Source organism: Pseudonocardia halophobica (genome assembly GCF_050948485.1).
GTDB classification, from domain to species: Bacteria; Actinomycetota; Actinomycetes; order Mycobacteriales; family Pseudonocardiaceae; genus Pseudonocardia; species Pseudonocardia halophobica.
On sequence record NZ_CP192046.1, the window covers coordinates 4,206,086 to 4,228,761 of the forward strand.

Annotated in this window: 10 protein-coding genes; 3 read left to right on the forward strand and 7 right to left on the reverse strand. The window is 75.8% G+C overall.

Annotation, left to right across the window (positions count from 1 at the left end; all coding sequences use genetic code 11):
- Nucleotides 1–6 precede the first annotated feature (6 nt).
- From ACQP04_RS20110 to ACQP04_RS20125, 4 genes are all read right to left on the reverse strand, one after another.
- Complete coding sequence (locus ACQP04_RS20110; RefSeq protein ID WP_433502103.1) at nt 7–13,230, reverse strand: amino acid adenylation domain-containing protein; 13,224 nt, start codon at nt 13,228–13,230, stop codon at nt 7–9.
- A 288-nt stretch (nt 13,231–13,518) separates the two neighbouring features.
- A complete protein-coding gene (locus tag ACQP04_RS20115) occupies nt 13,519–14,250 on the reverse strand; it encodes a DUF4097 family beta strand repeat-containing protein (protein WP_433502104.1) in 732 nt (243 codons plus the stop codon).
- A 12-nt stretch (nt 14,251–14,262) separates the two neighbouring features.
- The gene (xerD, locus tag ACQP04_RS20120; RefSeq protein ID WP_433502105.1) at nt 14,263–15,210 is read right to left on the reverse strand and encodes a site-specific tyrosine recombinase XerD; all 948 of its coding nucleotides are present in this window, start codon (nt 15,208–15,210) and stop codon (nt 14,263–14,265) included.
- Between the two features lie 70 nt (nt 15,211–15,280).
- Nucleotides 15,281–16,267, reverse strand: coding sequence for an LLM class F420-dependent oxidoreductase (locus tag ACQP04_RS20125; RefSeq protein ID WP_433502106.1), 987 nt, complete (start codon nt 16,265–16,267; stop codon nt 15,281–15,283).
- Between the two features lie 189 nt (nt 16,268–16,456).
- Between ACQP04_RS20125 and ACQP04_RS20130 the strand changes: the two genes are divergently transcribed.
- Nucleotides 16,457–17,161 carry a DUF1707 domain-containing protein gene (locus tag ACQP04_RS20130; protein WP_433502107.1) on the forward strand — a complete coding sequence of 235 codons (705 nt, stop codon included), beginning with the start codon at nt 16,457–16,459 and terminating at the stop codon, nt 17,159–17,161.
- Nucleotides 17,162–17,167: 6 nt separating this feature from the next.
- Here the strand turns inward: ACQP04_RS20130 and ACQP04_RS20135 are convergent, their stop codons facing one another.
- Complete coding sequence (locus tag ACQP04_RS20135; RefSeq protein ID WP_433502108.1) at nt 17,168–18,319, reverse strand: acyl-CoA dehydrogenase family protein; 1,152 nt, start codon at nt 18,317–18,319, stop codon at nt 17,168–17,170.
- A 73-nt stretch (nt 18,320–18,392) separates the two neighbouring features.
- Between ACQP04_RS20135 and ACQP04_RS20140 the strand changes: the two genes are divergently transcribed.
- Both ACQP04_RS20140 and ACQP04_RS20145 read left to right on the forward strand, forming a co-directional pair.
- Nucleotides 18,393–19,076: a winged helix-turn-helix transcriptional regulator gene (locus ACQP04_RS20140; protein WP_433502109.1), complete on the forward strand. Its 684-nt coding sequence runs from the start codon at nt 18,393–18,395 to the stop codon at nt 19,074–19,076.
- A gap of 139 nt (nt 19,077–19,215) precedes the next feature.
- Nucleotides 19,216–20,106 (forward strand): SCO6745 family protein, encoded by an 891-nt coding sequence (locus ACQP04_RS20145; protein ID WP_433502110.1) that lies wholly within the window; start codon nt 19,216–19,218, stop codon nt 20,104–20,106.
- A 67-nt stretch (nt 20,107–20,173) separates the two neighbouring features.
- On the opposite strand, the gene ACQP04_RS20150 is transcribed toward ACQP04_RS20145, so the two are convergent.
- Nucleotides 20,174–20,809: an NUDIX domain-containing protein gene (locus tag ACQP04_RS20150; RefSeq protein WP_433502111.1), complete on the reverse strand. Its 636-nt coding sequence runs from the start codon at nt 20,807–20,809 to the stop codon at nt 20,174–20,176.
- Nucleotides 20,806–22,557 carry a CTP synthase gene (locus ACQP04_RS20155; protein WP_433502112.1) on the reverse strand — a complete coding sequence of 584 codons (1,752 nt, stop codon included), beginning with the start codon at nt 22,555–22,557 and terminating at the stop codon, nt 20,806–20,808. The genes ACQP04_RS20150 and ACQP04_RS20155 overlap by 4 nt, the downstream gene beginning before the upstream one ends.
- Between the last annotated feature and the right edge of the window lie 119 nt (nt 22,558–22,676).

Consider the following 22,676-nt stretch of genomic DNA (forward strand, 5'->3'; position numbering starts at 1 on the left):
CTCTCATCAGGGCGACCCGGGGGTCGCCGGATCGGCGTCGACCCGGGTGGGCGACGCGGTGTCGCCGGCCGTGCCGTCGTCCGGTGACGACAGCGCGGCCGCGATCAGGGGCCCGATTCGGGCCCATCCCGCCGGGGACACCAGCCCGGCGTGGTCCAGCGGGACCGGGTGCACGGTGAGTGCGCCGCCGGGCATGCCCCGCCATGCCGCGGCGAGCGGACCCGGGTCCGCGGGATCGGTGGTCGCCGCGGTCCCGGCTCCTCCGGTGGCCTCGACGAGGGTGACCGGGCCGCCGTAGCGCGCCGGTCGGGACGCCGCGCCGAGGCGCAGGCAGGTCGTGGTGGCCGCGCGGACCGCGGACCGCAGGTCCTCCCCGGCCTCGGCGGGCAGCTCGGCCTCCGGCCCCGGGTCGTCGGCGTACGCCGGGCCCGGCGGGCGGCTGTCGAGCAGGCCCGTGAAGGCGACCCGCTCCCCCGCTTCCACCAGCTGCGCGGCCATCGCGTGGGCGACGGCGCCGCCGAACGAGTAGCCGAGCAGGTGGTAGGGGCCGGACGGCTGGAACTCCCGGACCGTGGCGACGTACCGGGAGGCCAGCTCGTCGACCGTCCTTTCGCGGAGCTCGGCACCGGACAGGCTCGGCAGCTGCAGGCCCAGCACCGGCCGATCCCCCGGCAGGTGCGGGACGAGGCCGGCGAAGGGCCAGGCGAACCCGCCGGCCGGGTGGACGCAGAAGAGCGGCTCCCGGTCGCCGCCGGGCCGCAGCGTGAGGACGTGCTCCCGGCCCAGCGGTGCGTCGGTGCCGGCGCCCAGCTGCGCCGCGAGCTCCGCGACCGTCGGGTGCGCCATCAGCGCCCCGACCCCGACCGCCTCGCCCAGGTCCCGCTCGATCGCGCCGGCCAGCCGCATCGCGGTGAGCGAGTCGCCGCCGAGGTCGAAGAAGGACTCCTCGGGGTCGACCGTGTCCTCGGCCAGACCCAGGACCTCGCCCACGAGCCGGCACAGCGCCCGCTCGCCGTCGTCCTTCGGCGCGCGGGCGGCGGACCGGGGCGGCGGTGCCGGCAGGGCCGCGCGGTCGAGCTTCCCGTTGGGCGTCAACGGCATCGACGCGACCGACACGACGTCGGACGGCACGAGGTGACCCGGCAGGGTCTCCCGCAGGGCGGCCCGGAGGTCGACCGCCTGATCGACGCCGGCCTCGCCGATCACGTACCCGACGATCCGGCCGTCCTTCACCGCGGCCGCGGCCCGGGTCACGCCCTCGCACCGGGCCAGCGCGGCCTCGACCTCGCCGAGCTCGATCCGGAAGCCGCGGACCTTGACCTGGCCGTCCGTGCGACCGAGGTACTGCAGCTCCCCGTCCGGGCGACGGCGTACCAGGTCGCCGGTGCGGTACATGCGCGTGCCGCTCCCGTACGGATCCGCCACGAAGGACGCGGCGGTGAGCCCCGGCCGGCCGAAGTAGCCGTGCGCGATGCCGTCGCCGGACATGTACAGCTCGCCGACCCCGCCGACCGGTACCTCGCGCAGCCCGCTGTCCAGGACGCGGGCGCGGGCGTTGCGGACCGGACGGCCCAGGCACGGCGTGGCGCTGCCCTGCACGGGCGAGCCCATGGCGTTGATCGTGAACTCGGTGGGCCCGTAGAGATCGTAGCCGTCGACGCCCTCCTGCTCCCGCAACCGCGTCCACAGCTCCGGCGGCACCGCCTCCCCGCCGAGCATGACCAGGGCGGGATGCCGCTCGCCGTCGAGCAGACCCCCGGCGAGCAGCTCGCGGGCGTAGGACGGGGTCACGTTGACCACGTCGATGCCGACCTCGCGGTAGTGCCGCACGAGCGAGGCGGGATCGAGCCGCGCCTGCTCGTCGATCACGTGCACCTCGTGCCCCGCGAGCAGCCAGAACAGCTCCTCCCAGGACATGTCGAAGGAGAACGACACGGTGTGCGCGATCCTGAGCCGGCTCCGGCCCCGGGCTGTCGGCGCGAAGATCTCGGCGACGTGGTTGTGGTACATCGAGGTGAGCCCGCGGTGCCCCACGACGACGCCCTTCGGCCGGCCCGTCGAGCCGGACGTGTAGATCACGTAGGCGGGCTGGTCCGGGTGGGCCGGCCCGGGAACCTCGCGGTCCGGGGCCGGGACCGTCCCGTCGAGGACGGCGGCGACCTCCTCCAGCAGGACCTCGGGCACCCCCGCGGTCCCGCTCTCCGCCCGCGTCGTGACGACGAGCACGGCGCCGGCGTCGGCCACCAGCTCGGCCCGGCGCGCGGCCGGGTCGGCCAGGTTGAGCGGCAGGTACGCCGCCCCGGTCCGCATCACCGCGAAGATCGCGACGACGTGGTCGGCGGTGCGCGGCAGGGCGAGCGCGACGGTCCCTCCCGGGCCGGCCCCGCGGTCGGCGAGGACCTGGGCGAGTCGGGTGACCCGCTCGTCCATCTCCCGCGCGGTGTGCCTGGTGTCGCCGAACACGAGCGCCGTGGCGTCCGGGGTCGCCGCGGCCCGCTCGCGGAGCAGCGCGTCGACGCTGCCGCCCGGCTCCCCCGGCACCGGCACGGCCACCCGCGGCGGCGCGAACTCGACCGGCGTGCCGGCGGGCGGGACCGCGGTGCCGGCGACCCGGGCCTCCGGGTCGGTCAGCGTCCGGAGCACGGCGACCAGCCGGTCCAGGTGGGCGGCCGCGTCGGCGTCGGGTACGAGGTCCGGGCGGGACTCGATCGCGATCGCCAGCGCCTCGCCGTCGTCGCCGCCGGCCGGGTCGGCGTCGAGGGTCAGGGCGTAGTGGGTGCCGTCGACGGCCTCCACCGTGCTGATCCCGTGCCGTTCGAGCACCTCACGGCGCTGCGCGGAGTTCCGCGGGGCGTTGCGGAAGACGTAGAGCGTGTCGAAGAGCGTCGGGTGGCCCGCGGCCCGCTGCAACCGGCCCAGGCCCAGGTGGTGGTGTGCGGTGAGCCGGCCGGCGTCGGCGAACACCCGCCGCAGCACGTCCGCGACCCGCTCGCCGGGCCGGACGGCCAGCCGCACCGGCACGGTGTTGAGCAGCAGCCCGACCATCCGGTCCGCGTCGTCGACCTCGGCCGGTCGCCCGGACACGGTCGCCCCGAACACGACGTCGTCGACACCGGTGGCGGCGCGCAGCGCCAGGCCCCACGCGGTCGCGATCACCGTCGATCGGGTCACGCCGAGCCGCGCGGCCAGGTCCCAGAGCGCCGCGGTGGTCTCCGCGTCGATCTCGACGTGGCGGCGGACCGGGAGCGGAGCACGCTCCACGGCGGCGGCCCGCCGCTCGCCCGCCACCAGGGTCGGCTGCGCGAGGCCGGCGAGATAGGCCCGCCACGCCTCCTCCGCCGCCGGCCGGTCCGCGGCCGACGCCCAGTCCAGGTAGTCCCGGAAGTCCGCGGGCTCGGGCAGCTCCCGGCCCTCGTACAGGGCGAACAGCTCGCCCAGCAGCACGGTGATCGACCAGGCGTCGACCAGCAGGTGGTGCTGGGTGAACACCAGCCGCGCGCGTCCGTCGGGCAGGTGCACCAGCAGCATCCGGACCAGCGGCGGCTCGGCCAGGTCGAAGCCCGCGGCGAACTCGCGCTCGTCGAGGCCCTCCAGCTCGGCCTCGTCGGCCAGGTGGACCTCGCGGAAGGGCATCGGCACCTCGGGCCCGACGACCTGGACCGGCTCGGTCCGCCCGGCGTGCGTGAATCCGGCGCGCAGGTTGGGGTAGCGCCGCAGCAGCGCGTCGCCCGCGGCCCGCAACCGCGCCACGTCCGGGGTGCGCGCGAAGTCGAACCGCTGCTGCACCAGGTAGACGTCCGTGCCCGACGCGTCGAGCGTCGACTGGAAGTACATGCCCTCCTGCAGCGGCCCGAGCGGCAGCTCCCCCCACTCCCGTGAGTGGCGACTGCCCCCAGCGGGGATGTCGGCGCTCACGACCGCCGCCGACCTGGCCAGATCGGCGAGCGTGTCCCTGGCGAAGACGTCCGCGACCGTCAGTCCGAGGCCTCGGGCGCGGGCCGCGGAGGCCAGCCGGACGGTGCTGATGCTGTCGCCGCCGAGGCCGAAGAACGTGTCGTCTGGGCCCGCGGCGGGCACGCCGAGGATCTCGGTGACGAGCTCGCACAGCACGCGCTCGGCCTCGGTGCGCGGCGCGCGGCCGGCCGACGCCACGGCCGGCTCGGGCAGCGCCTTGCGGTCGACCTTGCCGTTGAGCGTCAGCGGCAGCGCGTCGAGCACCGTGACGACCTGCGGGACCATGTAGTCCGGCAGCAGCCGCGCGACCCCGGCGCGGACCTCGGCGGGGTCGACCGCCCGCCCCGCCTCCGGGACCACGTACCCCAGCAGGCGGCCCGTCCCGGCGCCGTCCGCCCGGACGACGGCGGCGGCGCGCGCCACCCCGTCGACGGCCGCGAGCGCGCCCTCCACCTCGCCGAGCTCGATCCGGAATCCGCGGACCTTCACCTGGTCGTCGACCCGGCGGAGGAACTCGATCCGTCCGGCCCGGCGGCGCACGAGGTCGCCGGTCCGGTACAGGCGCTCGCCGCCGGGCGCCGCGACGAACCGCGCCGCGGTCATCCCGGCGCGGCCGAGGTACCCGCGGACCACCTGGGCGCCGCCGAGGTACAGCTCGCCGGCGACGCCGTCCGGCACCGCGCGCAGGTCGTCGTCGAGGATCCGCACGTGGACGTCCGTCCAGGGCGCGCCGATCGTGACCGGGTCGCCCGGGGCGAGGTCGGCGCAGGTGGCCCAGACCGTGGCCTCGGTGGGGCCGTAGACGTTGCGGACCGAGACGCACCGCGCGGTGAGGTCGGCCGCGAGGTCGGCGGGCAGCGCCTCGCCGCCCACCAGGGCCCGGACCCCCGCGAGCTGCGGGGCGTCCTCGTGCTCGGTGAGCGCCCGCCACAGGGACGGCGTCGCCTGCAGGACAGTGGCACGCTCGGTGCGGACGAGGGCGTGCAGGGCGTCCGGGTCGAGCACGGTGGCCCGGTCCGCCAGCACGACGGTCGCGCCGGCGACGAGCGGCGCGAACAGCTCCAGCACGGCGATGTCGAACGACACGGTGGTCACCGCCACCAGCCGGTCGCCGGGGCGGACCCAGCCCTCGCCGACCACGGTCTCCACGAACGCGGCCAGGTTGGCCGTGGTCACCATGACGCCCTTGGGACGCCCGGTGGACCCGGAGGTGTGGATCACGTAGGCGAGGTGGTCCCCCGGGGCGGGCGGCTCCGGGAGCTCCCCGCCCTCGGGTGCGGCCCCGTCCGCCTCGTCCACCCGGATCGCGGCGGGGGCGTTGCGCGGCAACCGGTCCGCGACGTCGGCGCTCGTCAGAGTGGCGACCGGACGGGCGTCGTCGATCATGTGCACCAGCCGCTCGACCGGGTAGTCGACGTCGAGCGGGAGGTACGCCGCCCCTGTCCGCAACACCGCCAGCAGCCCGACGACGAGCTCGGCAGAGCGCGGCAGCGCCACCGCGACCACGGTCTCGGGTCCGGCGCCGGCGGCGTGCAGCCGGGCGGCGAGCGCGTCGACGCGGGCGGCCAGCTCGCCGTAGGTCAGCGTGCGACCGTCGGCGACCAGCGCGGGCGCCTCCGGGATGCGGCGAGCCTGCGCCGCGAACCCGGCCGCGACGCCCGCGGGCACGGCCACGCGCCGGGGCGGATCGGCGGTCTCGCCGTGCGGCAACGTGATCGTGCCGACCGGTGCCGTCGGCGCCGCCAGGCCCTGCTCGAGGACGTGGACGAGCGCGTCGACCAGGAAGCCGACGGTGGGTTCGTCGAACAGCTCCGCATCGGCGACCAGCCGCAGCGCGGCGCCCTCGTCGGACGCGTGCTCGTCGTCGACCAGCCGGACCGCGACGTCGAACCGCGCGTCCTCGCGGACCGGGTCGACCGGCTCCAGCACCAGGTCGGCCAGCGGGCTCGGCGCGACCCGGCCCTCGTGCGCGACGGCCGTCTGGAACAGCGGGTGCCGGGCCGTGCTGCGCGGCGGGGCGAGCAGCTCGACCAGCCGCTCGAAGGGCAGGTCCTGGTGGGCCAGCGCCTCGAGGGAGGTGTCCCGGACGCGGTCCAGCAGCTCGGCGAACGACGGCCTGCCGGACAGGTCGCAGCGCACCACCAGGGTGTTCACGAAGTACCCGACGGTGTCGGTGAAGTCGTGCTCGTTCGGCAGGCCGGACTCGAGGCCGCGGCGCGCGACCGTGGACCCGAGCGGGACGTCCCGGCCCGCGCCCAGCAGGTTCCAGGTCAGGGCGACGGCGGCCTGCAGCACCATCAGCGGCGTGACGTGCTGCTCGGCGCAGACCCGGGTGATCGCGGCGCGGACGTGGGCGGGGAGCGGACGGAGCAGGGTGCGGCCGCGGTGCGCGGTGCGGGTCGGACGCGGGTGGTCGAACGGGAGGTCGAGTTCGACCGGCAACGCGGCCAGCCGCCCCCGCCAGTACGCGGCCTGCTCGGCGAGCGCGTCCTCGGCGAGCAGCCGGCGCTCCCGGCGGGCGTGGTCGGCGTACGCCGGACCGGCCGGTCCGAACTCCGGTGCGACTCCCGCCTTCCGCGCGGTGTAGGCGCGGTCGAGGTCGGCGAGCAGCGGGCGGATCGAGCCCTCGTCGATCGCGATGTGGTGCACCACCAGCACCAGGACGTGCTCCTCCGGCCCGACGACGAACAGCGTCGCGCGGGCGGGGACGTCCGTCGTGATGTCGACCGGCCGGGCCTGACAGGCCGCGATCTCGGCCTCGACCGCGGTGGCGTCGACGGTGCGCACCGCCGGCGCGGCGGGCTCGGCGAGCACGCGGGTCGTGGCGGCGCCTTCCGCGTCGGCCGGGTAGATCGTGCGCAGGATCGGGTGCCGGTCCTGGACGTCCGCCCACGCCGCGGCGAAGGCCGCGACGTCGAGTGCGCCGTGGATCCGGGCCACCACCGGGACGTCGTAGGTGGTCGAGGGGCCTTCGAGCTGCTGCAGGAACCACAGCCGCTCCTGGGCGGGCGAGAGCGGCACGGCGTCGGGGTCGGTCTCCGGGCGACCCCGCTCGGCCCGGACCGCACGCGTTGCGTGCACGGGGACGACGGCGCTGGGGGCGCCGGTGCGGGTCTCCGCAACCGCCAGCCGCTCCTCGTCGACCTCCGCGAGCCCGGCGAGGGCCCGCGGCGTCGGCGCCTCGAACACCTGCGGCACGGTCAGCCGCACCCCGGTCCGGCGGAGCCGCCCGACCAGCCGCATCGCGGTGAGCGAATGCCCGCCGAGCGCGAAGAAGTCCTCGTCGGCGCCCACCGCGGGCATCTCCAGGACCGCTGCCGCGGCCTCGCAGATCACGGCGAGGACCGCCCCGTCCGGCGTGGTCGGAGGGTCGGCGACCGGGGTCCCGACCGGATCCGCGACGTCACCCGATCGATCGACCGCGATCTCGGGCCGCACCTCGCCCGCACCGAAACGCACCACCTCGCCGGCGGCCCGTTCCGGCCCGGTGAGCATCCCGGACAGGACCTCGGCGAGCCGGGTGGCCATCCGCTCGGCCCGGTCGGCGGGGACGGCGCCCGGGTCGTGGTCGAGGACCAGCTCCAGGTCCGCGCCGGGAGCCGTCGGCGGGGCCAGCAGCGTCAGCGGGTAGTGCGTGACCCCGCGGTGGGTGACGTCCTCGACCCGCAGCGGGTCGCCGGCAGCGCGCGCCGGGCCCGCCGGGAAGTTCTCGAACACCACGAGGGTGTCGAACAGCTGCCCACGGCCCGCCGCGCGCTCGATCTCCGCGAGGCTCGCGTGCTCGACCTCCTGCATCGCGAACTGGGCCGCCTGCAGCTCGGTGAACTGTGCCAGCAGCGACCGGTCCGGGCGCAGCGCGAGCCGCCCGGGGATGGTGTTGCTGAACAGTCCGACCATGCCCTCGACGCCCGGCAGGTCCGCGGGCCGGCCGGACACGGTCGCGCCGAACACGACGTCGTCGAGCCCGGTGGTCTCGGCCAGCACCGCCGCCCACGAGCCCTGGACCAGCGTGTTCACGGTGAGCCCGCGCTCACGGCCGAGCGTGGCCAGCGCGCCGGCGGTCTCCGCGTCGAGCGGCACGGCGAGGCGCACCCGCTCCTCCGACGGCGCACCGGTGGCCACCAGCGTCGGCGCGCCCAGCCCCGCGAGCCGGTCCGCCCAGGCGGCCTGCTGCGCCGCCCGGTCGCGACGCGCGAGCCAGGCGAGGTAGGTCCGGTAGGGCGCCGGGGCCGGCAGGTGGTCGGCGCCGCGGTGGTAGAGCTCGAGCAGGTCGCGCAGCACGATCGGCGTGGACCAGCCGTCCGTGAGCAGGTGGTGGGCGTTGAGCACCAGCCGGTGCCGCTCGCCCGGCAGGCGGATCAGCAGGCCGCGCAGCAGCGGCGGGACGCGCACGTCGAACACGTGCGTGGCGGCCTCGTCCTCGAGCCGGTCCGCGGCCCGGGCGGCCGCGCGCTCCGGCAGCGCGGTCAGGTCGACCTCGCGCCACGGCAGCGAGACCGTGCGCGGGACCGCCTGCACCGGGCGGTCGAGCTCCTCGAAGTGGAACGCGGCCCGCAGGTTGTGGTGCCGCGCGAGCAGCCCCTCGACGGCGCTGCGGAGCCGGTCGGCCGCGAGCGGGCCAGCGAGGTCGAAACGGGCGGTGAGGGTGTAGACGTCCCGGGCGCCGTCGCGGACGGCGTGGAACAGCAGGCCCTCCTGCAGCGGGGAGAGCGGGAGCAGCTCGGCGAGCGGGCCGTGCGCGGCCTCCAGCGCGTCGACGCCCGCCTGGTCGACGCCCGTGCCCGGGCAGTCCGACGGCGTCAACCCGCCCGGCGCGAGCGCGGCGTGCGCGGCCAGCGCTTCCAGCGCGAGGTCCCAGTGCTCCTGCAGCGCGTCGACATCGCCCGGGCCGAGCACCGCGGACGCGGCGGTCCACTCGACCGCGAGCCGGCCGTCCGCGTGCACGAAGACGTTGAGCGCCAGAGTCTCCGCCAGCCGCTTGCCCGCCGGCTCGATGACGCCGAAGGGGTCCTCGGCGGGCAGCCGCCACCCCGGGAGCGCGGCGAACCGGCCCAGGTAGTTGAGCAGCAGCGCGGGTGTGGGTGCCGCGCCGAGCTCCGGCACGGTCGCCGCATCGAGATAGCGCAACACCCCGAACCCGGCGCCCTCGCCCGGCACCGCGCGCAGGGCCTCCTTCGCCGCACGCAGCAGGCGCCCGGCGGCCGGGCCGCCCGCGAGGGCGTCGTCGAGGTCGGCGTCGGTGAGCCCGTCCGGCACCCGGACCGGGAACTCGCTGGTGAACCAGCCGACGGTGCCGGCCAGGTCCAGGTCGCCGTACTCGCGGCCGTGCCGCTCCAGCGAGACCGCCCGGGCCTCGGCCGGGCCGCGCCACGAGCGCACGGCGAGCACGAGCGCAGCGAGGAGCACGTCCTCCGCTCCGGCCCGGTACTTCTCCGGGAGCACGGTGAGCAGGGCGTCGGCGACCTCGGGCGCGTGCGTGGTGCGGGTGCGGGCCGCGGTGGCGACGGTGTCCGCCGGGCCGACGTGCCGCTCCCCGAGCGGCGCGACCGCGGCCAGCGTGGAGCGCCAGTGCGCCAGCTCGGCACGCCGCACCCCGGACGCGCCCTCCTCGGCCAGCGCGAGCGCGTGCCGGCGCCACGAGCCGCCGCGCGGGGCGAACCGGGGGCCGCGGCGCTCGCGGGCGGCGGTGCAGGCCTCCTGCAGGTCCGGCAGCAGCACCCGCCACGACACCCCGTCGACGACGAGGTGGTGCGCCACGACCACGATCTCGTCCGGCCCGGAGCAGGAGCGGCGCAGCAGCACCACGCGCAGGGTCTCCCCCGCCCGCGGGTCGAGCAGGGCGGCCTCCCGCGCGGCGACGTCCGCGGGCTCGCCGAAGCCCTCGTGCACGATCTCCGCCGCCCGCAGGGCACCGCCGTCCCGGACGATCAGCTCGGCGTCGGAACCGCTGTCGCGCAGCACGATCCGCAGGGCGTCGTGCCGGTCGACGACGGCTTGGACACCGGCCACGAGGTCGGAGAGCTCGATCGGCTCGTCCACCTGCACCGCCGTCCACTGCGCGTAGCCGGCGATCGCCTCGTCAGCGGGGTTCGGGTCCACCAGCGCGCGAACGATCGGGGTGGCCGGCGCCGAGCCCGTCGCCACGTCCGGGGCGGCGGGGCGGCCGGTCTCGACCTCGCGCACCTCCGCGGCCAGCGCACCGAGGTCGCGGCGGGACAACAGGTCCTTCGGACGCAGGTCCAGGCCTCGGGCGCGGACCCGGCTGCTCACACCGATGGCGGTGATGCTGTCCCCGCCGAGGCCGAAGAAGTCGTCGTCGGGTCCGACGCCCTCCTGGCCGAGCACCTCTCCGACGACCTCGCACAGCACGCGCTCGCGCACCGTGGCCGGGGCCCGGCCGGAGCCGGTGAGCCGGGGCGCGGGGAGCGCGGCGCGGTCCACCTTGCCGCTCACCGTGACCGGCAGCGCGTCGAGCACCACGACGGCCGCGGGCACCAGGTGCTCCGGCAGCCGCGCGGCCAGCGCGGACCGCACCCGGTCCGGTTCGACCGCGCCGGTCACGTACCCGACCAGCATCGAGCGCCCGCCGTCCGTGCGGACCACGGCCGCCGCGGCGGTGACGCCCTCGGTCTCGCTCAGCGCGGACTCGACCTCGCCGAGCTCCACCCGGAACCCACGGATCTTGACCTGGCCGTCGCCGCGGCCGGCGAACTCCAGCCCGTGGCCCGGGGTCCACACGGCGACGTCGCCGGTGCGGTACATGCGGTCGCCGGGGGCGCCGAACGGGTCGGGCAGGAAGCGCTCGGCGGTGGCGCCCGGCCGGCCCAGGTAGCCGCGGGCCAGGTGCGGGCCGGCCAGGTAGAGCTCGCCCCGCTCGCCGTCCCGCACCGGGGCCAGCGCGCCGTCGAGCAGGTAGGCGCGGGTGCCGGCCAACGGCAGGCCGATGGTCGGGGTGGCGCCCTCGACCGGCGCGGCGGTGGCGTCGACGGTGGCCTCGGTGGGCCCGTACAGGTTGTGCGCCACCACCCCGGAGCGCGTGATCCTCTCCCAGAGCGCAGCGGGGGCCGCCTCGCCGCCCAGCACGAGCTGGACCGGCCGGTGCGGGCCGTCGAGCAGGCCGTGGTCGACGAGCGCCGCGGCCATCGACGGGGTCAGGTCCACGCAGTCGATGCCGTCCTGGGCGAACGCCGCGACCAGCCCGGCGGCGTCCTTGACCAGGTCGCCGGCGTAGAGGTGCATCTCCTGCCCGCACAGCAGCCAGATGAGCTGGTCGAGCGAGGCGTCGAAGGAGAACGAGGCGGTGTGCGCGGTCCGCAGCCGCCGCCCGGCGCGCTGCTCCGCCGCGGCGTAGAGCGTGGTGCGGTGGTGGTGCAGCAATGCCGCCAGACCCGCGTGCCGGACCAGGACGCCCTTGGGCGTACCGGTGGACCCGGAGGTGTGGATCACGTAGGCGAGGTGCTCGGGGTCCCGCGGGGCGGCCAGCTCGGTCTCGGTCAACGGGCCGTCGGCGAGGCCCTCGGTCTCCAGGATCTCCGCCTCGGGCACACCGGAACCCAGCACCAGCGCGGGGCGGGTGTCGTCGAGCAGCGTGCGCAGCCGCTCCGCGGGGTGGTCGAGGTCGAGGACGGTGTAGGCGGCGCCGGCGTCGAGCACCGCGAGCAGCGCGACGACGAGGTCGGCCGAGCGGGGCAGGGCCAGCGCGACGACGTCGTCGGGCCCGATCCCCCTGTGCCGCAGCGCCCGCGCGAGCCGGTGCACCCGACCGGCGAGCTCGGCGAACGTGAGCTGCTCGGCGTCGTGGACCAGCGCGGTGGCATCGGACTGCGTGGCGGCGAGGCGGTCGAGGACGGCCGGGACGAGCTCCGGGGTGCCGGGCAGCGCGGCGGGCGTGCGCTCGGCGAGCAGCCGGGCCCGCTCCTCCGGGCCGAGGAGGTCCACCTGGCCGACGGCCGGGTCGTCCGCCCCGGTCAGGCCCTCGATCATCCGCACGAGGGCGGCCATCCGCCGGTCGACGGTGGCCTGCGAGGTGGTCCGCGCGTCGACCTCGAAGCCGAGCATCAGCCCGCCGTCGCGCTGCGGGGTGACGGTCAGGCCGAGGTCCTCCGGCGGTCCGCCGGCGACGTTGCGCAGGATGCCGACCGCGCCGGCGAAGTCCAGCGCGAGGTCGAAGGCCTTGACGTTGATCCCGATGCCGTGCAGCAGCGCGCCCGCGCCGGGGACGCCGAGGTCGCGCGGCAGGTTCTCGCCGCGGTAGCGCTGGTGGGCCCGCATGCCGAGCATCGCGCGGCCCACCTGCTGGGCGAGGTCGCCGAGCCGGTCGCCGCCGCGGACGGTCACGCGCAGCGGCAGGACGTTGACCGCCATCGCCGGTGTCCGCAGCGCCGCGGCGCCGGTGCGCGCCATCATCGGCAGCGCGACGACCAGGTCGGACTCGCCGCGCAGACGGTGCAGGAAACCCGCGTAGCAGGCGATGAGTGCCTCGGCCCAGGTGGTGCCGGTGTCGTCGGCCAGCGCCACGAGCCGGTCGAGCGTCTCGCCGGAGACGAAGGCCCGCGCGTGCAGCGTGCGGTCCGCGGGGCCCTCGGGCGCGTCGCGGCGGCCGCCGAGCTCGGGCAGCGGGGTGAGCAGGTCGCGCCAGAACTCGCGGTCCCGGGTGAACCGCTCGCTCGCCTCGTACTCGAGGTCCTTCGCGATCAGGTCGGCGATCGCGCCGAAGGTCGCCTTCGGCGGCTCGGTGCCGCGGACCCGCGCGGTGTAGTGGGCCGCGACCCGGCGGGAGAGCATCGCCGCGCTGTAGCCGTCGACGACGAGGTGGTGGTACAGCTGGATGCACCAGACGTCCTGATCGGACAGCCGCACCAGCGTGTAGGTGCAGAGGGGACGGTCCACCATGCCGCGGCACGCCTCGGCGGCGCGCGAGCGCTCGGCGTCGACCAGGGCGTGCGCCACCGCGACCGGGTTGCGCTCCCCGCGCAGGTCGACGACGCGGGGCGGCGCCGCGGGCTCGTCGGACACCGTCTGGCGTGGACCGTCCGGAGTGTCGTGCAGGCGCAGGCGCAGGGTCTCGGCCTCGTCGATCGTCGCGCGCACGGCGTCGCCGAGTGCCGCGACGTCGATCGGGTCGCCACCCTCGCCGGCGGAGATCTCGAGGACCTCGCCGACGAGGTAGCCACGCGACTCCGGATCCAGCCGCTGGGCGTTCCACACCCCGAGCTGCGCGGCCGACAGGGCGAGCGTCGCGCCGGTACGGGTACCGAGTGCGGGGGGCACGCTCACTCGTGACACCGCCTCTCGTCGAGTTCATCGGGCCGGCACGCGCGCAGGGGGCAGCCACGGGGCCCGCCAACGACCCCGGTGCACGACCGGGAAGCCTGTGTTCACACGCGGTTAGGCTTACTTAACAAACCAGGCGGCAGGGCCGTATGCAAGGGCGGGACCACGGCCGTTCGGGTGAGGAAGACAACAGAGCGCGACAGATCCACTACGTTGAGATGTGAACAATCTCGGCGATGCCGGATCGGCCCGAAGCCGCGACGCAAGGGTTCGTGCTGGTCAGCCGCGCGCCTACCCGTGCGTCACGCGGACGTCCCCCGCGGTGCTGTGCGCCGAGATCGTCGCGTCGGCGCCCGGGTCGTCCGCGACGCCGACCTCGACCGAGCCGACGGTCGTCCCGGCGTCGACGCGGTACACCGGGCCGATCGGGACGACCACCTCGACGTCCCCGGCCGTCGACTCCGCGACGACGGCGGCGGGCGGGGCGGCGAAGCCCAGCGCGACGTCCCCGGCCGTGCTGGTCGCCGACACCCGCGGGCCGGCCAGCCCGGAGCCGGTGACGTCGCCGCCGGCGGTCCGCAGATCGTGGGCACCCGTCAGGCCGTCGACGCGGACGTCGCCCGCCGCGAGGTCCACGCTCGACGCCGCGGCCGCCGGGGCCGTGACGGTCAGCCGGGTCTCGCAGCGCTCCCCCGGCTCCGGGCAGCGGGCGGTGATCCGCAGGACGTCTCCCGCCAGCTCCTGGGTGAGCTCGGGTCGTGGTCCGGTCCATCGCATCTCGTGGTCCACGGTGGCCGATCCCTCCGCCCCGGAGCGGAGGGTGACGTCGCCCGAGTCGGAGACGATCTCGACGCGGGCGACGGCGCCGTCGTGCCGGTCCGTGCCCCGTTCGGGGATGGCCTCCCCCGGGCTGCCGCCCGGGTCGGACCCCGTGTCCGTGGTGAGGGTGACGCCGCCGCAGCCGGCGAGGAGCACGGCGAGGACGGGGAGCAGGACCAGCCGGGGCGCCCGTGTCGCGATCATCGCCCGGGGACGTTAGCGGTGCCCGGTCCGCCCGGTGCGCCCGGTCCCGAGGGCCCGCGGGTGCGCGGTCGCGTAGACCTCGCGGAGGGCGTCGACGGTCACGTGGGTGTAGATCTGCGTGGTGGTCACGGACGCGTGCCCGAGCAGCTCCTGGACGACGCGGACGTCGGCGCCGCCGGCCATCAGATGGGTGGCGAAGCAGTGCCGGAGGGTGTGCGGCGAGATCGCCGTCGGATCGAGGCCCGCCGCGTCGGCCGCGGTGCGCAGGGCGTGCCAGGCGCTCTGCCGGGAGAGCCGGGCGCCGCGGGCGTTGAGCAGCAGGGCCGGGGTGCCGCGGCCCTTGGCGGCCAGGTCCGGCCGGGCCCGCACCAGGTAGGCGTCGACGGCGGCGAGCGCGGGCCGGCCCACCGGCACGATCCGCTGCTTGCCGCCCTTGCCGCGCAACAGGACCGTCCGCGAGTCGGTGTCCAGGTCGTCGAGGTCCAGCCCGACGGCCTCGGAGATCCGCGCGCCCGTCGAGTAGAGGAGCTCGAGCAGGGCGCGGTCGCGCAGCCCGGTCGGCCCGTCGCTCACGCACCCCGCGAGCAGCTGCTCGACCTGGTCGATCGTCAGCGCCCTGGGCAGCCGGCGGGGCAGGGCGGGCGGGGCGACGGCGCGCGCGACGTCGACCGGCACCAGCCCGTCCCGGGCCGCGAACCGGTGCAGCCCGCGGACCGCCGCGAGGGCCCGGGCCGCCGACGACGCCGCGAGCGGCGCCTCCCCGCTGCGCAGCGCCACGACGAAGTCGCTGACGTCCGACTCGGCGACCGCGGCGAGGTCGTCGATCCCCCGGCCCTGCAGGTACGCGGCGTAGCGGTCGAGGTCGGTCGTGTAGGAGCGCAGCGTGTTGGCCGAGCTGCCGCGCTCCACGGCGAGGTGCGCCAGGAAGGCCTCGACCCCGTCCGCGACCCGCGTCCCCATGCGCCGCATTATGGATCCACAACGCGCTCGGGCCGGGCCCCACACGCAGTACGGATCCATAACGCGCGGATCAGGCGAGGTTCGGGATGACCTCGCGCTCGAACAGCTCGATGCCCGAGCGGTCGTGCGCGGCCTCCGGGAAGTAGAAGATGCCGTAGGTCATCCCGCGCTCCTGCATCCCGCGCAGGTTCTCCACGATCTGCTCCGGCGTGCCCACGCCCGGCAGCCCGCGGAACGCGCCGAGCTGCGACTCCGCCCTCTCTTTGCCGACGTACGGGGTGAGCCGGTCGACGACCTGCCGCAGCCGGTCGGAGACCTCGGCCTCCGTGCTGCCGATGGCGACGTTGTAGTTCGCCGTCCGCACGATCGACCCGAAGTCCGTGCCCAGCTCCCGGCAGTGCTTCGCCAGGATCTCGGACTTCGCGGTGAAGCCGTCCGGGCTGCCGTCGAAGTTGGTGTAGTCGGCGTACCGCGCCGCGATCCGCAGGGTGACCTTCTCCCCGCCGCCCGCGACCCAGAGCGGGATGCCGCCGGCCTGGATCGGCCGCGGCTCGCAGATCGCCCCGTCCACCTGGTAGTGGGTGCCGTCGAGCGTCGCGACGCCCTTCTGCCAGGCCTGGCGGAAGATCTGCACGCCCTCGTCGAGCATGCCGAGCCGGTCCCGCGGCGGCGGGAAGCCGTAGCCGTAGGCGCGCCATTCGTGCTCGTACCAGCCGCCGCCGATGCCCATCTCGACCCGCCCGCCGGACACGACGTCGACGGTCGCGGCGACCTTCGCCAGGTACGCCGGGTTGCGGTAGGCCATGCACGTGCACATCTGGCCGAGCCGGACCCGCTCGGTCGACGCCGCGAACGCCGCCATCAACGTCCACGCCTCGTGCGTGGCCTGGTCGGTCGGTGCCGGGACCGTGTGGAAGTGGTCGTAGACCCAGATCGACTCCCACGGACCCGCGTCCGCGTGGGCCGCGAGCCCCTTCATCACCGCCCACTGCTCGGCGGGGTCGATGCCGACGAGGTCGTGCCGCCAGCCCTGGGGAACGAAGAGACCGAAGCGCATGGGCCGAGCCTAGGACCGGGACCCACCGCGCGCCGGGCCGTACGAGAGATACCCGACGGCCACGCTGTTCTCCCGGTTGTCCGGCGGCGCCCGCGGGCTGTGCCCGTCTGACCGGACGCCCCGTGCCCGGCTTTCCCACGCCGAGCGGTGCCCCCGCCCACCTCCCGCCCCGGGGGTACGGTCGGTCCCGTGAGCGAGTCCGAGCCCCGCCCCGAACCCCCGCAGGTCAGGATCGGCAACGCCGAGCGCGAGGACGCCGCGCAGGCGCTCGCGGAGCACTTCTCCCACGGCCGGCTCGACGGCGCCGAGTACGAGGAGCGGGTCGCGCAGGTCTGGGCCGCCCGGACGCTCGACGACCTGGGCGGTCTCTTCACCGACCTCCCCGCGCCGCACCCCGCGGCGCTGTGGAACCGCCCGGGCGGACAGTCCGGCGGGCACACCGGGTACGGGCAGGCCTACGGCCCACCGGCGGGCCTTCCCTCCGGGTACGCCGGCGGGCCGTACACCGGGCAGTCGCCGCAGCCGTTCACCGGCTACGGCGCCGTGCCCTATTCCCCCGGACCCCATTCCGCCCAGTACGGCAGCCCGACCTACGGTGCCCCCGGGCTGCCGCACCACGCCCCCGGCGGCACCCCCGACGCGCCCTACGGCCGCGAGCCGGGCACCGGCGCCCCCTACTCGGACAAGTCCAAGCTCGCCGCGGGCCTGCTGCAGCTGTTCCTGGGCGGCGCCGGGATCGGCCGCTTCTACACCGGGCACACCGGCATCGCGATCGCCCAGCTGATCGTCACGATCGTGACGTTCGGGCTCGGCGCGGTCTGGGGCTTCATCGACGGCATCGTGCTGCTGGCCGGGCGGTCCACGGACGCGCAGGGCCGCCCCCTCCGGCCCTGACCCCGGTCAACCCCGTCGTGCCGCCAGCGCCGCCTCGCCGAGCCGGGCGAGGGTGGCCTCCGGGGTGAGCGGGTGGAACGGCCCGCCCCGCACGTCCCGGTACGCCCGCTCGAGCGGCGAGCGGCGGAAGAACGCCTGGCCGCCCGCGACCTCCAGCGCCCGGTCCACGACCGTCCGCGCCTCCAGGACGGCGTGCCGCTTGGCCGTCAGGACGGCGTCGAGGGTGGCGTCGTCGGCGGGCGGGTCGTCGCCGACGTCGTCGACCGACCCGAGGAGGGCCCACGTGGCGACCCGCAGCATCGCGCGCATCTCGCCGATCCCCCGGACCGCGGCGGCCGGGACCTCCGACCGCGCGGCGACGAGCCGCTCCGTCTCCTCGCACGCCCCGCGCGCCACCCCGAGATAGGCCGCCCCGGCGATCGGGGCGAAGTGGATCACGGCGACCAGCAGCGGACCGGCGAGCGCGCCGTACGGCCGGGTGCCCAGCACCTTCTCCTCCGGCACGAACACGCCGTCGAGCACGACGTCGTGGCTGGCCGTACCGCGCATGCCGAGGGTGTCCCAGGTCTCGACGATGCTCACGCCCGGCGCCGAGAACGGCACCCCCGCATGCAGCACGACGGCGTCGGGGCCGGGTTCGCCGAGCACCGCCGAGGTGGCGAGCACCCCTGCGACCGGGGCCTGGCTGCAGAAGGTCTTGCGACCGTCGAACCGGTAGCCGCCCTCGACCGGAACGGCGGTCGTTGTCGGGCAGACCCAGTCGGAGCCGCCGCTGGTCGCGAGGACCAGGCCCTCCTCGGCGACGCGGCGGAGCACCCCGGCCGCGTCCGGCTTCCCCCGCCGGTGCCGCCACACCTGCATGCGGGTGAGGTACAGGTGCATCGCGGCGGCGAGCGCGGCGGAGCCGGACCACCGGCCGAGCTCCTCCTCGGCCAGCACGACCTGCCGCAGCGTCGCGCCCAGCCCGCCGAACTCGACCGGGACGCCGAGGCGCAGGTAGCCGAGCTCGGTCATGGCCGCGTAGGCCTCAGTGACGAAATCGGCGCCGACGTCGTGCGCCGCGTCGAAGGGGGCGGCCGCCCGGCCGACCGCCTCGGCGAGGGCCAGGACGTCGGAGTCGGTGAGGACGCCGGTGGGGACCTGCTCGAGAGTTGTCATGACGGCAGGATCAGGCGCATCCGAGTTGCCGCATAGTTCCGAAAATGAACCGGGCCGAGGAGGATGTGCGGCCATGTCCCGCTACGGCCAGTACTGCCCCATCACGCGGTCGCTGGAGATCCTGGGCGACCGGTGGACCCTGCTCGTGATCCGCGACCTGCTCGTCGGTGCCACCCGGTTCAACGAGCTCGCCCGCGGGCTGCCCGGGATGTCCCGGGCGCTGCTCTCGAAGCGGCTCGGCCAGCTCGAACGCGCCGGTCTCGTGGTGCACGCCGACGGTGCGTACCACCCGACGCCCGCCTGCGAGGAGCTGATGCCGCTGCTCTTCGGCCTCGCGGAGTGGGGCGCGCGGTGGGCCTTCGGCGAACCGCGACCGGACGAGCTGGACCCCACCACTCTCATGTGGTGGATCCGCGGCGGCATCGACCCGGCGCCCTTCGGGCCGAAGCGGACCGTGCTGCACGTCCACGTGCCGGACGGCCGGCGCCGCCGGTACTGGTTCGTGATCCAGCCGCACGACGTGTCGCTCTGCTTCACCGACCCCGGCCACGAGGTCGACGCGGTCATCGAGGCCCCACTCGGCGTGCTCTACCAGGTGTGGGACGGCGCGCTGGACCTCGCCGCGGTCCGCGGCGACGGGCGGCTGTCGCTGACCGGGCGCCGGGACGTGGTGCTGCGGCTACCCGACGCCCTGCGGCTCAGCCCGGTCGCCCCGTACGTCCGGCGCGGGATGGCGCGCGCCGTCACCGCCGGCTGACGCCGCGGCGCACGGTCGCCGTCATCGAGGCCGCGGCGCCCGGTCGACCGGGTCGAGGCCCTCCCGCCCCGTCACCGCCGGTCGGCGCCGTGCCGGTCGGCAGGGCGCGGGCGGCCGGCTCCGGCCCTAGCCTGGCCGGGTGGACGACAGCGCCGACACCACCGACACCGCCGTCGGTTCCGCGACCGGCCCCGCCACCTCGCCCGCCCGCCGGCTCCGCGACGCCCTCGAGCCCGTCGCGATGCACGCCGTGTGGTCGGCGCAGGTGCACGAGGCCCTCGCACCGCACGGCTACGACTTCCTCACCGGCTACCTGACCGGCCGGGCCGCCCCGCTCGGCGAGGTGCCGCCCGCCCTGGTCACAGCGACCTTCGGGGTGTTCGAGCCCGGCCTGGTCGACCGCCTCTGGACGGCGGGCCGGGCCCTGCTCCCGCTCGCCGACCTCATCGCGGTGCGGGACCGGGCCACGGCGGCAAGTCTGCGGGAGACCCTCGGCGAGGCCGAGGAGGAGCGGGCTGTCGAGGTCGCCGCCGCGCTCGAGCGGGCCGTCGACGCGGTCGACGGCACCGCCCGGCCGTTGTTCTCCGCGTTGCGCGCCCAGCCCCGCCTCGCCGACCCGTTCGGCCGGCTGTGGCGGGTCGCCGACCTGGTCCGCGAGCACCGCGGCGACGGACACCTGGCCGCCGTCGTCGCGACCGGGCTCGATCCGGTGCGCGCGTCGATCCTCGCGGAGCTGTGGGTCGGCTACCCGGTGGGCGAGTACAGCGCGACGCGCGGCTGGTCCGACGAGGTCCGCGCGGCCGCGGCGGCCCACCTCGAACGCGACGGCCTGCTCGCCGACGGTGCCCTGACCACCGCCGGCCGGGAGTTGCGCGGCGACATCGAGGACGCCACGGACGCCTCCCAGGAGGACCTCGTGGCCGCCCTCCCGGACCTCGACGCCCTGGTCGCCGACCTGCACCGCTGGTCGGCGCGCTGCATCGAGGCCGGCACCTTTCCCGACGACGACCGCAAGCGCGCCGCCGGCTGAAGGGTCATTGCACGAACGGCACTTTCGTGCGGACCTACCGCACGAGAGTGCCGTTCGTGCGATCGGGTCAGGACTTGCGCTTCGCGAAGGCGGTCGGGCGGTCCGGCCACGGCGCGTCGACCGGCCGGGTCCCGCCGTGCCCGTCCCGCACGGCCTGCAGGGCGAGGACGCCCGCGACGGCCGTGGCGTTGACGATCTCGCCGCGCAACGCCATGTCGACCGCCTCGGCGAGCGGGATCCAGCGCAGCTCGAGCTCGGACTCCTCGTCGTCGCCCAGGTCGGGCCGGTCGACCTCGGTCAGCCCGGTCGCCAGGAAGACCCGGATGGCCTCCTCGGAGAAGCCCGGCGAGGGCACGGCGTCGACCAGCACCGACCAGTGCTCGGCCGCCAGGCCGACCTCCTCGGCGAGCTCCCGGGCCGCCGCGGCGACCGGGTCCTCGCCGGCGTGGTCCAGCAGCCCGGCCGGCATCTCCCACAGCCGGCGCCGCACGGCGTGCCGGTACTGCAGGATCATCATCAGCCGGTCCTGCTCGTCGACGGCGGCGATCGCGACCGCTCCGGGGTGCTCGACGATCTCGCGGGTCGCCTCCCGGCCGCCGGGCATGCGGACCGTGTCCGCCCGGACGGCCATCACGCGGCCCTCGTAGATGTCCCGCGAGGCGGTGATCGGGAAGCCGTGCGTGCCGGGGGTGCTCCGGCTCACGAACCCACCTCGGCCGGCTCGGTGACGGCCTCGGCCCGCTCGGTCCGCTCCGCCTTGCCGTTGGACTTGGCCCGCGACGGCATCTCGACAGGCAGCCGGTCCTCGGCGTTGTACCGCAGGGCCGCCTTCACGAACGCCGCGAACAGCGGGTGCGGGCGGGTCGGGCGGCTCTTCAGCTCCGGGTGCGCCTGTGTGCCGACGAAGAACGGGTGCGTCTCGGCGGGCAGCTCGACGAACTCGACGAGCTTCCCGTCCGGCGAGGTGCCGCCGAACACCAGCCCGGCCTCGGTGAGCCGGTCCCGGTAGCCGTTGTTGACCTCGTAGCGGTGCCGGTGCCGTTCGGACACCTCGCGGCTGCCGTACGCCTTCGCGACGACGCTGCCCTCCCCCAACGCTGCCGGGTAGGCGCCGAGCCGCATGGTCCCGCCCATGTCCCGCTCGCCGGCGACGACGTCGAGCTGCTCGGCCATCGTCGAGATCACCGGGTGCGGGGTGCGCGGGTCGAACTCGCTGGAGCTGGCGTGCTCGAGGCCCGCCATGTTCCGCGCGGCCTCGATCACCATGCACTGCAGGCCCAGGCAGAGCCCCAGGGTCGGGATGCCACGGGTGCGGGCGTGGGTGATCGCGCCGAGCTTGCCCTCGATGCCGCGGATGCCGAACCCGCCCGGGATCAGCACGCCGTCGACGCCCTCCAGGGCGCTCGCGGCGCCGGACGGGATCTCGCAGTCGTCCGAGACGACCCAGCGGATCTCGACCTTTGCCCGGTGCGCGAACCCGCCGGCACGCAGGGCCTCGGTGACGGAGAGGTAGGCGTCCGGCAGGTCGACGTACTTGCCGACCAGTGCGATCGTGACCTTCTCGTCCGGGTTGTGCACGCGGTCGAGCAGGTCGCCCCAGACGGTCCAGTCGACGTCCCGGAAGGGCAGTCCGAGCCGGCGCACCACGTAGGCGTCGAGCGCCTCGCGGTGCAGCACCCGCGGGATGTCGTAGATCGACGGGGCGTCGGGGCAGGCCGCGACGCCGTCCACCTCGACGTCGCACATCAGCGAGATCTTGCGCTTCATCGCGTCCGGGATCTCCCGGTCGGCCCGCAGGACGAGCGCGTCGGGCTGGATGCCGATGTTGCGCAGCGCGGCGACGGAGTGCTGCGTGGGCTTGGTCTTCAGCTCGCCCGACGGCGCCAGGTACGGCACCAGCGAGACGTGCAGGAAGAAGCAGTTGTCCCGGCCGACCTCGTGCCGCACCTGGCGGGCCGCCTCGACGAACGGGAGCGACTCGATGTCGCCGATGGTGCCGCCGACCTCGGTGATCACGACGTCCGGGACGACGCCGTCGGCGTCGGGCTCCGCCATCGCGAGGATGCGGTCCTTGATCTCGTTCGTGATGTGCGGGATGACCTGGACGGTGTCGCCCAGGTACTCGCCGCGCCGCTCCTTGGCGATGACCTCGGAGTACACCTGGCCGGTGGTGACGTTGGCCCGGCCGTGCAGGTCCCGGTCGAGGAACCGCTCGTAGTGGCCGATGTCCAGGTCCGTCTCGGCGCCGTCCTCGGTGACGAAGACCTCGCCGTGCTGGAACGGGTTCATCGTCCCGGGGTCGACGTTCAGGTACGGGTCGAGCTTCTGCATCGTGACGCGGAGCCCGCGCGCGGTGAGCAGCTGGCCGAGGGACGACGCGGTGAGGCCTTTACCCAGCGAGGATGCGACCCCGCCGGTGACGAACAGATGACGGGTCGCGCGAGTCTGCACGGAACTTCAGTGTACCCGGACCCTCCCGGCAGCCCGGACGGACCGCCCACGCGCGTGTCGCGACCCTTCCCGGAACGCACGAACGGCGCTCTCGCTCACTACATGTGAACGAGAGCGCC